Source organism: Paraburkholderia sp. FW306-02-B (assembly GCF_058782725.1).
This window is the reverse complement of record NZ_JBYSXZ010000002.1, coordinates 1,986,642-2,000,747: the sequence shown is the minus strand read 5'-3', so window position 1 is coordinate 2,000,747 and position 14,106 is coordinate 1,986,642. Positions and strand designations below refer to the sequence as shown.

Genomic DNA, 14,106 nt, shown 5'->3' with positions numbered 1-14,106 from the left:
GCAAACGGGTCGCGGCAGCCAGGTGAACATCAGCCGTGGTTGAGCGCAAACACGTACAGCGTGCCGCCGCGTGGAACTTTCTCCGCCGCCTTCGCCATCGGACCGCCCCAGATCGGGTTCGCGCCGCCGTAACCGGCGAGGATGGCGACATACTCCTGGCCATCGACCTCGAACACCGACGGTTGAGCGACGATCCCACTGGCGAGTTTCGGGCTTTGCCACAGCACCTTGCCGGTCGTTTCATCGAACGCGTACAGGTGGCCGTCGAGCGAGCCGCTAAAGGCGAGCCCACCCGCCGTGGTCGCTACGCCGCCATTCCACGGCAGCTTGCTCCAGTGACTCCAGACTTTCTTGCCGGTGTTGACATCGATCGCCTGCAGTTCGCCATAACCCTTGCTGCCGGGCTCCGGTTTGATTTCGAAGCCTTCGCCGAGGTACGGCAGCCCCTCCATATAGTTCACCGATTTGCCGGACAGCGACATGCACGCATGTAGCGCGGGAACGATCGCAAGATGCTTGTCCGGATCGTACGAAACCGACCACCAGTTCTTGCCGCCGAGGAAGCTCGGACAGGTTTCGATCGTGGTGCCGGCCTTCGGATATTTCGACGCGTCCTGGATCGGCGCGCCGTCTGCCGTATAGCCTGTCACCGAGCTTGCCGTGACGAAGGGCTTCGCGTAGATCAGCTTGCCGGTGCCGCGGTCGATCGCGTGGAAAAAGCCGTTGCGGTCCGCATGGATGATGGCGTCGTACTCCTTGTCCTGGTACTTGATGGTGGCGAGCACCGGCGTATTGACGCCGTCGTAGTCCCACGTGTCATGTTTCGTGTACTGGTAGTGCCATTTGAGGTTGCCGGTTTTCGGATCGAGTGCGAGCAGCGAGTCGGAGTAGAGGTTGTCGCCGGGCCGCAGATCGGCGAGCCACGGCCCGGGGTTGCCGACGCCCCAGTAGAGCGTTTTCGAGGCGGCGTCATAGGTGCCCGTCAGCCAGGCAGGTGCGCCGCCGTGCTCCTGCATGCCGTTCGGCCACGTGTCGCCGCCCTTCTCGCCGGCCGCCGGTACCGTAAAGCGCTTCCACAGCACGCTGCCATCGTCGGGATTCAACGCCGCGATGAAGCCGCGCGCGCCGTATTCCCCGCCTGCGCTGCCCACCACCAGGGCGCCGTCGAGCGCGAGCGGCGCAAGGGAGAACGCGTAGCCCAGACCCGGCTCGAACATCTGCTTGCGCCACGCGAGCGCGCCTGTCTGCGCGTCGAGCGCGGCGACGTCGCCGCTCAGCATCGCGACGTAGACGTTCTTGCCGTACAACGCCACACCGCGGTTGATCACGTCGCAGCAGGCGGTCTTGAACGATTCCGCGCCGAGCTTGGGTTCGAACTTCCAGAGTTGCTTGCCGGTTGCCGCGTCGAACGCGTACACGTTGTCCTTCGGCGTGCTCACGAACAGGTAGCGGCCATTGACGATCGGCGTGGCTTCGAAACCCTGCTGCAAATCCGCCGGGAACTTGTAGCTCCACACCTGTTTGAGATTCTTGACGTTGGCGGCGTCGATCTGCTTGAGCGGCGAATGCGCCTGGCCGTTATAGGTGCGGTAATAGGTGAGCCAACCGGGATCGCTTTGCGCGGCTGTCAAACGCTCATAGGTGACGGCGGGATAGTCGCCGGCTGCGGCAGCCGACCCGAATACCAGACTGACCGCGGCGGCCACGCCGATCGCAAGCGCCGTGGGCCGCGTCGCCGAAGTTAAACGTGCTTTCATCCTTGTCTCCTGTTGAGTTGTCGACGCGAGGCCGTGCGGCGGCGCCATCGTCTAGTGAACGCAGACTGGCTGCCGACCATTCAAGGCAAGTCGCGTGCCATTGGCAGTCGCGTCGCCGCGAGCCGTAGCGGCTCACGAAGGACGAGCGCGGCCGCGCCGTTGAACGCCCCCCGCGGCGTGACATCCGGTGTTGCACACTGGCGCAGTCGAGCGAGGATGTGTTGCTAAAAATGACAGTTGCTACGCGGGCGGATTGAACGACTCGCGCTCAATCCACTCGCCGCGATGGGTCCGCCGCACGCGGTGCACGGCATCCATACGCGACTGACGCCTATCGCGATGCGGCCAGAATCGAATGGCACGCTTCTCGCTGAACGCTCCGCACGATGAAGAGCGTCAGCACTGCGGGTGCGTGGAGGCAACGCATGCTTTCTCCATCGAGACCAGCTACACAATCATTGGAGGAGTCCAGCATGAATCACGCAGATATGCAGTTTCTCGATGTCGAATTTCCGTATGCGCGGCAGTACGCCAATTTCATCGGCGGCGAGTGGGTTCCCCCGGTGCGCGGCGAATACTTCGACAATGTGTCGCCCATCACCGGCGAACCCTTCACGTCGATTCCGCGCTCGACGGAAGAAGATATCGAGCTCGCCCTCGACGCGGCTCACCGCGCCCGCAAGGCGTGGGCCGACACCGCACCGGGCGTGCGCGCGAATATCCTGAATCGTATTGCGGACCGCATGGAGCAGAACCTGTCGCGCATCGCGGTCGCGGAAACGATCGACAACGGCAAGCCGCTACGCGAAACGCTCGCCGCCGACATTCCGCTCGCGATCGATCACTTCCGCTATTTCGCCGGCTGCATCCGCGCGCAGGAGGGCACGATCTCCGAGATCGATGCGGATACCGTGGCCTATCATTTTCACGAACCACTGGGTGTGGTCGGCCAGATCATTCCGTGGAATTTCCCGATCCTGATGGCGGTGTGGAAGGTGGCACCGGCGCTGGCCGCGGGGAACTGCATCGTGCTCAAACCTGCCGAGCAAACGCCTGCGTCGATCCTGGTGCTGATCGAACTGATCCAGGATTTGCTGCCGCCGGGCGTGCTGAACGTGGTCAACGGATTTGGCCTTGAAGCCGGCAAGCCGCTCGCGTCGAGCAAGCGCATCGCGAAGGTCGCCTTCACGGGCGAGACGACCACGGGCCGCCTGATCATGCAGTACGCGAGCCAGAACATCATTCCGGTGACGCTCGAACTCGGCGGCAAGAGCCCGAACATTTTCTTCGCGGACGTGATGGACCAGGAAGACGGTTACTTCGACAAGGCGCTCGAAGGCTTCGCGATGTTCGCGTTGAACCAGGGTGAAGTGTGCACGTGCCCATCGCGTGTACTGGTCGATGAAAAGATCTACGACCGCTTCATGGAACGTGCTTTGAAGCGCGTTGCCGCGATCGCGCAGGGCCATCCTCTCGATACGAAAACGATGATCGGTGCGCAGGCTTCGCAGGAACAGCTCGAAAAAATCCTCTCGTATGTCGATCTCGGCAAGCAGGAAGGCGCCGAATGTCTGATCGGCGGCGAACGCAACACGCTCGCCGGCGAACTGAGCAAGGGCTACTACGTGAAGCCGACCGTGTTCCGCGGCCACAACAAGATGCGCATCTTCCAGGAAGAAATTTTCGGGCCGGTGGTATCGGTCACGACGTTCAAGACGGAAGACGAAGCCCTGGAAATCGCCAACGATACGCTCTACGGTCTCGGCGCCGGTGTGTGGACGCGCGACGGTACGCGCGCCTATCGCTTCGGCCGGCAGATTCAGGCGGGCCGGGTGTGGACCAACTGCTATCACGCGTATCCGGCGCATGCGGCATTCGGCGGCTACAAGCAGTCGGGCATCGGTCGCGAGACGCACAAGATGATGCTCGACCACTATCAGCAGACCAAGAATCTGCTCGTCAGCTATAGCCAGCAGCCGTTGGGTTTCTTCTAACGCCGCCTGGTCCGGAGCGGCGTGAGGGCCGCTCCGGACGTTTCGTTTGCTTGCCGTTTGCTTGCCGTTTGCTGTCGACCGCAAACCACTCCGTTCTACTTCCACGCATACCGCAAGCACACCCCATATCCCGCGCGGCGCCGCCATCCCGAGAAACTGTTCGTTGGTTGTAGCATCGGCCGAGAACGAACGGCCAGGTCCATTGAAGAAACGAAGCGTTATATAACGCGAAGGCAAGCAGCCGTTCTGACCGCTCCCAGGTCACGCACTTTATCTACGATCAAAGCGCGAACAACCTCCCCAGATGCGGCTCGCAATCCTCCACACCTGCGAGGCGCAACGCGTGCCAGGCCATCGCGAAGTTGCTCGATATCACTGGCCTGCCGATCCTTGCCTCCAGTTCTGGAATGAGCCCGGCGACGCGCAAGCTCGTGCACGACACGAAGACGGCGTCCACGTCGGCGCTCTGTGCAAGGTGCTCGACGGCGGCTCGCAGGGACGCAGCGTCAATCCGCGCAACTTCGTTGTCGTTCGCATGCTCGAACGACGCCATACGCGTGACGCCGACACCCCGCGCCTCGATGTAGTCGCGCATATAGTCGTTGATCGCGCGCACATAGGGCGTCAACAGTGCGGCGCGCCGGACGCCGAGTGCGCGCAACGCAGCGAGCGCAGCGGTGATCGGCGTGGTGCATGCAACACCGGGACGCGCTTCGCGGATGCGCGCGAACACGTTTTCCTCGCCGATGACCATCGATGCCGACGTGCAGCCAAACGCCACGACATCGATCCGCTCGGCCGGGCGAATCAGCGCCACCGCCGGCGCAATGCGCGCGTCCATTTCCATCAGCCGTTCGGGCGTGATGTCCGCCGAGTTGTACACGCGGCTTTCGTAGAACGCTACGCCATCCTGCGTCAGCAGCTTGCGCCATTCGTGTTCGATCGTATGATCGGTGGCGAGCACCACGAGGCCAATGGCGGCACGCCGGCAGATGCCGTCGTCCAGTACGAAATCGAGTCTTGCGTAGGCGTCGTCCTGCAGTGCACTCGTGTTCATTTCAGTGTCATCCCTGTCATGTCGATCTCGGGTTGGCGACCGGCCATGATGTCGGCCAGCAGTTTCGCGGTGCCGCACGACATCGTCCACCCCATGTGTCCGTGCCCGGTGTTCAGATACAGGTTCCTGTGACGCGTGCGGCCGATCAACGGCATACCCTCTGGCGTCATCGGGCGCAGACCGGCCCAGTAGGACGGACTGTCATAGTCGGCGCCGCCGGGGAACAGTTCGCGTGCGGCCTGCAGCATGGTCGTGAAGTCGGCGGGCGTGTGGCGGGTGTCATAGCCGGCGAATTCCGCGGTTGCAGTAAAGCGCAGCCGCTGGCCAAAACGCGCCCACGCCACGAGGTGGTTCTCATCGACGCCGCCAAGATCCGGCGGACGGTGATCCGGCCCGACCGGGAAAGTGGCCGAGTAACCTTTTACCGGATACACCGATAGCCGATAACCCAAGGGGCGCGCAACGATCGGCGACCAGCAACCGAGCGCCAGCACGAACTCGTCACCTCGCATGAGTCCCGCCGGCGTATGCACGCCGACTATCCGGTCGCCGGACGCCTCGATTGCACTGATCGGCGTATCGAATTCGAAACGCACGCCAAGGCGTTCGCACGCCGTCTTCAAGGCGCGGGTGAACAGGTGCGCATCGCCGCTCTCGTCGGTTGGGCAATAGATTGCGCCGGCAATCCTGTCGCGCGCAGCGCCAAGCGCCGGTTCCCGCGCGACGACCTGCGCCGCATCGAGCGTTTCGAGCGGCAGGCCGTTGTCCTTGAGGATCGACATGTTCCGCGTGCCGCGCGCGAAAGACGCTTCGTCGCGATAGAGATACAACAGGCCGCGGCTGATGCGGTCGTATTGCAGATTCTCGGCGGCAGTCAGCTGTTGCAGTTGGGTCTGCGCGTAGCGGCAGAGCCTGACCTTGCGCGTCGTGTTCACGCGGGAGCGCTCCGCCGTGCAGTTTCGCAGGAACTGGAGGCACCAGATCCACATGTGCGGGTCCGCGTTGAGCTTGAGCCGCAGCGCCTGCCCTTCGACGAAAAGCGACTTCAGCAGGATTTTCGGCGCACGCGGAGACGCCCAGGTATACGAATGTCCCGGCGCGACCAGCCCGGCGTTGGCAAAACTGGTCTCGAGCGCGACGCCCGGCCGGCGCTCGATCACCGTGACCTCACGGCCCTCTTTCGCGAGGTACCAGGCGGCCGTGACGCCTGCGATTCCGCCCCCCAGCACTACGCTTTTCATGCGTGACTCCCGTGTCGACCGGAGTTAGCGCTTTAGCTGTCGACCGGAGTTCGCGTGTCGGCTGGAGTTAGCGCTTTAGCGCTTACTCCAGCCCCATAGCGCGTTACTCCGATCCCATGCAAAGCTGCTAGCCGTTCAAATATAGCGCCGGCGACACTTCGAATGGTGGTTTATACGCGGATACCCTATCCCGTCCCATGTGCGGCGAGACCTATCATGAAAGGAGCACTTTCGTAACGGCGCCGCGATGAGCCTGCCAGACAAGCCGTTGATCTGGCGGATCATGCAGTGCACGCGAACGCACGTTTTCGTCCGTTTTCTGATGTCACCGGTCTATCCGCGTGGCGGATCGCTTCGATCCCTTTCACAATAAGGAGCCGCTAACATGATTGCTCAGAAGAATGGCACGCCCGACGCAGTTCGCGTTTTGCGGCGAACGACAATCGCGGCCATGGCCGCTCTGGCCGTGCTCGCCGGCACGGTCCCAGGTTTGGCGCGAAGCCAGGGCGCCACCATCAAGATCGGCGTGCCGGTGCCGCTGTCGGGCAGCAGCGCCAATGCCGGCCAGGACATCGTCAACGGCGCCAAGCTGGCCGCCGCCAAAATCAATGCGGCTGGCGGCGTGCTCGGCAAGCAGATCGAGCTAGTGCCGGAAGACGACGCCTGCGACGCGCAGACAGCGGTGCAAGCGGCGCAAAAACTCGTCGATGCAGGCGTTGTCGCAGTGGCCGGCGGCTACTGCTCCAGCGCGGCGCTGCCGGAATTGACGACATTTCACCGCGTCGGCATTCCCTACGTGATGGACGCGTCGACCAATCCCAAACTGACCGAGATGGGCTACGAGAACGTGTTCCGCACGATCGGCCGTGACGACGAGCAGGGCCCGTTCGCGGCCAACTTCATCAAGAACTTCCTGCACGCGAAACGTGCGGCGGTCATCAACGACAACACGACCTATTCCAAGGGCCTCGCCGACAACACGGTGGAAGCCCTGAAGAAGAACGGCGTCGATGTCGTCTACGACGATGCGATCACGCCCGGCCAGATGGACTACTCGCCGACGCTGACCCATGTCGCCTCGCTGAAGCCGGACGTCATCTATTACACCGGCTATTTCGCCGAAGCCGGGCTGATGGTGAAGGAGGCGCGGCAACTGGGCCTGAAGATGACGCTGATGGGCGGCGACGCCACCAACGACCCCACATTGATGAAAACAGCCGGCCCAGCGGCTGACGACATGGTCATCACCACGGCGCCGCTGGCGCAGTTCCTGAGCGCCGCGCACGGCTATGTCGACGACTATACGAAGGCCTACGGGCAAGGGCCCGGCCCCTATTCCGTCTACGAATACGATGCCGTCGGGGTCACCGCAAAAGCGATCGCGAACGCAAAATCGACGGCGCCCGCGGCGATCAGTGCTGCCCTGCACAAGATCTCGGGCTACCAGGGCGCAACTGGGACGATCGGCTTCAACCCGAAAGGTGACCGCAGCAACGCGGTGTATATCGTGATCACCGTGCGCGGCGGCAATTTCACGCCTTACCAGCGGCTTGATTCAAGCGGGCACTGGGTGGCGATGAAGTAGGCCCTGTCGCGCGCCGCGCCCGGCCATGAGCACCTTTTTCCAGTTCGTCGTCGAAGGGCTGACGACCGGCTCTTTCTATGCCCTCGTCGCCCTCGGCTACACGATGGTCTACGGGATCATCCGGCTGATCAACTTCGCTCACGGCGACTTGTTCATGGTCGGTGCGTTCGTCGGCTGGACTGGTTTGACGGTGCTTGCCGCGGCCCACCTGCCACTCGCCCTGGCCCTGCTGATTGCGCTCGTCGCTTCGATGGCGGTCACCGGCGCACTTGGCCTCGCCATCGAGCGGCTTGCCTACCAGCCGTTGTTGCGCGCGCCGCGCCTGTCGATTCTGATCACCGCGCTCGGCGTTTCTCTCGCGCTGGAGAACGGTGTGCTGCTGCTCTACGGCGCCGGCTTCAACACCTATCCGCACGTGCTCAGCCAGGCAGGATTCGATCTCCACGGTGTGCAGGTCACCTTCACACAGATAGGCATCATCGTGGTGAGCCTTGCGCTGATGCTGGCGCTGTATTTCTTCGTCCATCACACGTTCCTCGGCACGGCGATGCGCGCGCTGGCGATCGATCAGGACGCGGCGCGTCTGATGGGCATCGATGTCGAACGTCTGATCCAGCTGACCTTCCTGCTCGGTTCGGTGCTGGCTGCGGTCGCAGGGGTCATGGAGGGGCTCTACTACACGCAGATCAATTTCTTCATGGGCTTCGTGCTGGGTCTGCGCGCTTTCACCGCCGCGGTTCTCGGCGGCATCGGCAATATCCCGGGTGCGATGGCCGGCGGCATCCTGATCGGCCTGCTCGAAGCCTTCGGCGCCGGCTATGTCTCCTCGCAGTGGACCGATGTGCTGGTGTTCGGCGTGCTGATCGGTGTGCTCGTGATAAAGCCGACCGGCTTGTTCGGCGAACGCGTCGTCGAAAGGATGTAGGCCATGAGCGCGACGCAGGCTTCAGCGCGTTGGCGCCGCCCTGCGGCCGGCGCCGGTCTTCTTGCCGCCGCCGTGGCGCTGCCGGCTGTCGCCAGCAGCTATGTCGTCGATGTCGGCCTGACCATCGCCACCTATTCGATCCTCGGCCTCGGGCTGAATATCGTGGTCGGTTATGCCGGGCTGCTGGATCTGGGCTATGCCGCCTTCTTTGCAATCGGCGCCTACACGACGGCGCTGCTGGAAACGCTGCTGCACTTCTCGTTCTGGGAAACGCTGCCGTTCAGCCTTGCGTTTGCCGGCGCTTCGGGCATCGTCATCGGCTACCCCACTCTGCGCCTGCGCAGCGACTACCTGGCGATCGTCACGCTTGGGTTCGGCGAGATCACGCGCATCATTGCCACCAACCTGCGGATCACGGGCGGCCCGAACGGCATCTACGGCATCGAGAGCCCCAGCCTGTTCGGTTACGAGATCAGCTCGCCCCATGCGGTCTACGAACTGGGCATCGTGTTCCTCGTGCTGGTGCTCGTGTTCGCGATCCGGCTCGGCCAGTCGCGGCTCGGCCGCGCCTGGACCAGCATCCGCGAGGACGAGTCGGCGGCCGAGGCCGTAGGCGTGCCGACGCTGCGCGTCAAACTGCTTGCCTATGTGATGGGCGCATTGATCGGCGGTTTTGGCGGCAGCCTGTTCGCTGCGCGCTTCGGGACCATCGACCCGACGGGTTTCACCTATCTGCAGTCCGTCACGATCCTGATCATCGTCGTGCTGGGCGGCCGGGGGAGCATTCCTGGCGTGATCCTGGGCGCCGTGATCGTTGCCGGCCTGCCCGAGATGCTGCGCTTTCTCAATCTGTGGCGCATCTTCGGCTTCGCGATCGGGCTGGTGATCCTGATGCTGCTGCGGCCTCAAGGTCTGTGGCCGGCGCCGCTGCGCCGCGTGGCGCCGCCGCGCGAGGGCGCCGGCGCCGCAGCGCCCGTGCCCCAGGAGACCGTCACCGAAGAGATCCTGCTCGACGTGCGCAACATGCGGCGCCGCTTCGGCGGTGTGCTGGCGGTCGGCGATGTCAGCTTCACGGTGCGCAGCGGCGAGATCCTCAGCCTGATCGGTCCGAACGGCGCCGGCAAGACCACGGTGTTCAACTGTCTCACCGGCGTGACCCGTCCGACCGGCGGTCAGGTTCTCTGGCGCGGCGCCTCGCTGGTTGGCGGAGCACCGCATCGCATCGTCCACCGCGGCATGGCGCGCACCTTCCAGGGCATCCGTCTGTTTGCCAACATGACGGCCTTCGAGAACGTGCTGATCGGCATGGACCATCGGCTCCGAACGCAGCTGATCGCCGAGCTGCTTGCGCTCCCCTCCGCTCGTTCCGAGGCGGCCGATCACGCGACAGAGGGCCTCGGCTGGCTCAGCTTCGTCGGCCTCGGCCCCCGGGCGGGCGAACGCGCGGCCGACCTGCCCTATGGCGATCAACGCCGGCTGGAGATCGCCCGTGCGCTCGCCAGCAACCCGCGTCTCCTGCTGCTGGACGAGCCGGCAGCGGGGATGAATCCGACCGAGAAGCACGCGCTGATGGAATTGATCCGGCGTATCCGGGATCTTGGCGTGACGGTGCTGCTGATCGAACACGACATGATGCTGGTGATGGGCGTGTCGGACCGGATCATCGTCATGGACCATGGCGTTATCATCGCCGAGGGTCCGCCAATCGAGATCCAGGCCGACCCGCGTGTGATCGACGCCTATCTCGGCACAGCCGGGATAGACGAAGCGGCCGACGATGCCGCCGGGGAGAAATCGCTGTGGGACTCCTAGAAATCCGCGATCTGCATGTGAGCTATGGGAACGTAGAGGTTCTGCATGGCATTTCGCTGGACGTCGCGGAAGGTGAGATCGTGGCATTGCTCGGCAGCAACGGCGCGGGCAAGACCACTACGCTACGCGCCATTTCCGGCCTGATTCGCCCACGTGCGGGACAGATCGTGATGGCCGGGCACCCGCTCACCGGACTGCGTGCCCACCAGATCGTGGCCTTGGGTCTCGGTCATGTGCCGGAAGGCCGCCGCATGTTCGGAGCGCTGACAGTCGAGGAAAATCTGCGGCTCGGCGGTTATCTGATCCGGGCCGACGGCGCCTTGCTGGAACAACGAATGACCGAGGTCTATCAGACTTTCCCACGGCTCGGGGAGCGACGCAGCCAGTTGGCGGGCACGCTCAGCGGTGGCGAACAACAGATGCTGGCAATCGCGCGCGCCCTGATGCTGCGGCCACGCGTCGTCGTGCTGGACGAACCGTCCATGGGGCTAGCGCCGAAGCTGGTCCGGGTGATCTTCGGCAAGATCGCCGACATCTGCAACGAAGGCACCTCGATCCTTCTCGTCGAGCAGAACGCACGCCAGGCACTGCGCATCGCTCACCGGGCCTACGTGCTGGAAAGCGGCCGCATCGCGCTCGCCGGCGCTGCCCGGGATCTGGCGCAAGATAGCCGGGTCCGCGCAGCGTATCTGGGCGGCAGTGCCGTGGCGACAGATTGACAAGTCAAGACCGCGCCACGGGGAGTGGACCATCGCGCTCAGCGGCGATCACGCTCGGTACGGCAACTACAGCGTAGGGAGCGCAGTAGTTCAATGCCGGGCGTTGCTCCAGTGCGGCCAGTAGTGACGGTGATCCAGCTGCCTGAGCCGTTTTCGACGCATTTGCTCCCGGTAATAGTGAGCGGCGACGAACACGGGTGCCATCGCCAGCACGAACGAACCCACAACGATTGCCACTGCTTCGCTCATTGGAACCTCCCTCCATTGCAGACCTATCCGCTTCACTGCAGGTGCTGCCCTCCGTTGATCGCGATGTTGGCTCCAGTCACGAAGCCGGCTTCGCGCGAGCACAGATACAGCACGAGTGCGGCGACTTCGTCGGGCTGTCCGAGCCGGCCGACCGGAATCTGCGGAATGATCTTCGTCTCGCGGATTTCCTCGGGCACCGCCATCACCATCTTCGTCGCGATATAGCCAGGCGAGATCGTGTTGACGGTGACGCCCTTTTTCGCCACCTCAAGCGCCAGCGATTTCGTGAAGCCATGCATGCCGGCCTTCGCCGCCGCATAGTTGGTCTGGCCGAACCCACCCTTGGAGCCGATGATCGACGACACGTTGATGATGCGGCCCCAGCCACGCTCGACCATGCTGTCGCACACCGGCTTCGTCATGTTGAACACCGAATCGAGGTTGGTCCGGATCACCGCGTCCCAATTGACCTTGTCGAGCTTCCTGAAGCTGGCGTCGCGCGTGATGCCGGCGTTGTTGATCAGGATGTCGACCGGTCCGACTTCAGCTTTAATTTGCGCCACGCATCTTTCGCACGAGTCGTAGTCGGCGACGTCGACCGCGTATGCGCGGAACTGTCGTCCCTCGGCTTCCATCCGTGCGAGCCACTCGTTTGCACCGGTGTTGCCCGGCGAACAGGTGACGACGACCGCAAAGCCGGCGTCATGCAGCTTGATGCTGATCGCTTCGCCAAGTCCGCCCATTCCACCCGTCACCACCGCGATCTGCTTTGCCATCGAATCGTCCTCATAAAAGTTGGCGTCATGCTCATCTGGAGCAACACTGCCTTCAGTCCAGGAATTGGACGCGCTGGAAGCCGGGATTCCCTATCCATAAGGAATCCTTCATATATTACAAAAACCATACCGCGGGCATCGCTGCCCGCGCCAGTTCTATCGCTTCGCGCCCGCTGCTACGGGAGCCTGCTCGGCGTTGCCTCGCACGGCCTTTGACGCTGTGGCCGTGACTGCATCAAAATTACTCCCGGCAACCTGCACGGCCTGTTGCGTCGTTTTCTGCAGCGTTTCGTACAGGGTCGTGGTGGCGGTAATCGCGGATTTCCACGCAGCAATCGCTGCTTCGGAACCTGCGGGAGCACTCTTCGCCGCTTCCTCCACGAGTGCCTGCACGCGAGCGTTGTACCGCTCGCACTGCGCCTGTGCGAGTTGTGAGACCTCAGCCTGAGTGGCCGACGCGATGTCGAACACCTGCCGGCCGTAAGACAGCGATTTTTCCGCGAAAGGCCCGGTGAAACCTGCTTGCAGCGCGAACCACTGCTGCGGGTCTGTCGTGCCGGGCACCTTCGTCATGTGCTCCTGCGTCTCGGCCAGCGTGGACCTGACGACCTGCAGGTTCAGCGCGACCAGTTTTTCGACGCCTTCAAAAACTTTCCCGGTCAACCCGAAGAATGCGTCGAGGTTGGCCTTTGCGGCAGCAATATGCTCGGGACTCAATATAGTCATTGTTGAATTCCTCAAAACTCGGTCCGGCGCGCGAAACCCCGATCGGACGGGTGTGTTGCGGCGGATCGCGATGCTGGATAAATCGAAGTGCAAGGACGCCTGCCAGACAGCACGCGTCGCGAGGACTTCGGACGGTCGTTACATCAACAGGCACTACAACTTAAACCCCAACTGGGACACTTCGTTCATGACTGTTGCTTCGGCGCGCTCGCCGTGTGGTGCAGCGGCACTTGTGTCGAACATGAGGGACAGCAAACGCCGCGATTTCATTCAGGACAGGACGATGGACGCCGCAGACGTCTAGCGCATCCGGGTGACGGCCTTGAGAATGGAATCGCCGTCGCTTGTGACATACGGACGAGGACGTCCCGACGTGAGGTTTTCCAGTGAGATGAGTTGACGCTCCAGCAGCGTATCAAGCTCGGCGCGGCCCAATTCGATCTGGTCCGGTGCGCTCTTGATGAGCATTAACGTCGCGAATTCATGGGGACTCAGCATATCGTCTCCTCGATTTAGTCTGTCTGCGCGGGAAGTATTAATTACGCTCTCCAGCGTGAATGCCCAGCAAATATTTCTGCCGCCTCCGTAAAGCGATCATTCGAGAAATCGAATCACGGAGCCGTCATCATAACCGCTCAATTTTCGAATGCAATATGTGGAATGCTTTTTATTGACGCAGCATTTCGTCTGCTGATTACGTTTGGATTGCATGGTAGCGCGTTGTCACCCGCAACGCCACCGCCGATGCCAATAGATGCCACGACTGGCATGGTCCACGGGTTGAACTGGACGACACACCGATGTGTGAGTCAATGGTCTAATTAATGGTGCCAGTTTATGTTGAATGCATCGAATTAGTTTATATTTGAATATTGTATTTATAGGTTAGCGTTTTCTTGAAGCGGTCATTCATAGCTCAATATTGCGAAATATTTATTACACCGCACGTGAATTTGCTATGTTGCCCGAATTTCGATCAGTGAAAAGACTCGACAACCGTTGACTTCTGCCACGGTCGCGAAGGAATGGGAGAAAGCTGTACGATCGGCAAAACGGCCGGGCCTATGGCTCCCACAAGAGGGCCGGATCGACCCGTACTGGGCTTGGGGGCGGTACGTTCTGCGTCTCGCCATAGAAGACAACGGGACGGGTTTCGATCCGATGGCAGTCGACGTTTATCGCGGCACTGGCATGCGCAGTATGCAAACGCGCGCGGCTCGGCGTTGAGTTTGCGGTGCTGTCCACGACCGGGTCGACCGTCGTGT

General features: G+C 62.5%; 12 protein-coding genes. 5 read left to right on the top strand and 7 right to left on the bottom strand.

Going from position 1 to position 14,106, the window contains the following annotated elements; all coding sequences use genetic code 11:
- Positions 1-29 precede the first annotated feature (29 nt).
- The gene (locus AC3WOG_RS30155; protein ID WP_492581462.1) at positions 30-1,757 is read right to left on the bottom strand and encodes a methanol/ethanol family PQQ-dependent dehydrogenase; all 1,728 of its coding nucleotides are present in this window, start codon (positions 1,755-1,757) and stop codon (positions 30-32) included.
- A 473-nt stretch (positions 1,758-2,230) separates the two neighbouring features.
- Between AC3WOG_RS30155 and adh the strand changes: the two genes are divergently transcribed.
- Complete coding sequence (gene adh, locus AC3WOG_RS30150; RefSeq protein WP_492581461.1) at positions 2,231-3,751, top strand: aldehyde dehydrogenase; 1,521 nt, start codon at positions 2,231-2,233, stop codon at positions 3,749-3,751.
- A 280-nt stretch (positions 3,752-4,031) separates the two neighbouring features.
- Here adh and AC3WOG_RS30145 read toward each other — a convergent pair whose 3' ends face one another.
- Entirely contained in the window at positions 4,032-4,808 is a 777-nt protein-coding gene (locus AC3WOG_RS30145) for a maleate cis-trans isomerase family protein (RefSeq protein WP_492581460.1), read from the bottom strand.
- Positions 4,805-6,049, bottom strand: coding sequence for a D-amino acid dehydrogenase (locus AC3WOG_RS30140; protein ID WP_492581459.1), 1,245 nt, complete (start codon positions 6,047-6,049; stop codon positions 4,805-4,807). The genes AC3WOG_RS30145 and AC3WOG_RS30140 overlap by 4 nt, the downstream gene beginning before the upstream one ends.
- Positions 6,050-6,500: 451 nt before the next feature.
- On the opposite strand from AC3WOG_RS30140, the gene AC3WOG_RS30135 reads away from it, so the two are divergent.
- The 4 genes from AC3WOG_RS30135 to AC3WOG_RS30120 are packed head-to-tail and all read left to right on the top strand — an operon-like array spanning position 6,501 to position 11,090.
- Positions 6,501-7,634: a branched-chain amino acid ABC transporter substrate-binding protein gene (locus AC3WOG_RS30135; RefSeq protein WP_492581458.1), complete on the top strand. Its 1,134-nt coding sequence runs from the start codon at positions 6,501-6,503 to the stop codon at positions 7,632-7,634.
- 25 nt (positions 7,635-7,659) lie between these two features.
- Positions 7,660-8,559, top strand: coding sequence for a branched-chain amino acid ABC transporter permease (locus AC3WOG_RS30130; RefSeq protein WP_492581457.1), 900 nt, complete (start codon positions 7,660-7,662; stop codon positions 8,557-8,559).
- A 3-nt stretch (positions 8,560-8,562) separates the two neighbouring features.
- Positions 8,563-10,371: a branched-chain amino acid ABC transporter ATP-binding protein/permease gene (locus tag AC3WOG_RS30125; RefSeq protein ID WP_492581456.1), complete on the top strand. Its 1,809-nt coding sequence runs from the start codon at positions 8,563-8,565 to the stop codon at positions 10,369-10,371.
- Positions 10,359-11,090 (top strand): ABC transporter ATP-binding protein, encoded by a 732-nt coding sequence (locus AC3WOG_RS30120; protein WP_492581455.1) that lies wholly within the window; start codon positions 10,359-10,361, stop codon positions 11,088-11,090. Before AC3WOG_RS30125 ends, AC3WOG_RS30120 begins: the two co-directional genes overlap by 13 nt.
- A gap of 90 nt (positions 11,091-11,180) precedes the next feature.
- On the opposite strand, the gene AC3WOG_RS30115 is transcribed toward AC3WOG_RS30120, so the two are convergent.
- The 4 genes from AC3WOG_RS30115 to AC3WOG_RS30100 all read right to left on the bottom strand — a co-directional run bounded on the left by AC3WOG_RS30115 (position 11,181) and on the right by AC3WOG_RS30100 (position 13,339).
- Complete coding sequence (locus tag AC3WOG_RS30115; RefSeq protein WP_341319207.1) at positions 11,181-11,339, bottom strand: hypothetical protein; 159 nt, start codon at positions 11,337-11,339, stop codon at positions 11,181-11,183.
- A gap of 32 nt (positions 11,340-11,371) precedes the next feature.
- A complete protein-coding gene (phbB, locus tag AC3WOG_RS30110) occupies positions 11,372-12,115 on the bottom strand; it encodes an acetoacetyl-CoA reductase (RefSeq protein ID WP_492581454.1) in 744 nt (247 codons plus the stop codon).
- 156 nt (positions 12,116-12,271) lie between these two features.
- Positions 12,272-12,841 (bottom strand): phasin family protein, encoded by a 570-nt coding sequence (locus AC3WOG_RS30105; RefSeq protein ID WP_492581453.1) that lies wholly within the window; start codon positions 12,839-12,841, stop codon positions 12,272-12,274.
- A gap of 300 nt (positions 12,842-13,141) precedes the next feature.
- Positions 13,142-13,339: a hypothetical protein gene (locus AC3WOG_RS30100; RefSeq protein WP_492581452.1), complete on the bottom strand. Its 198-nt coding sequence runs from the start codon at positions 13,337-13,339 to the stop codon at positions 13,142-13,144.
- Positions 13,340-14,106 lie beyond the last annotated feature (767 nt).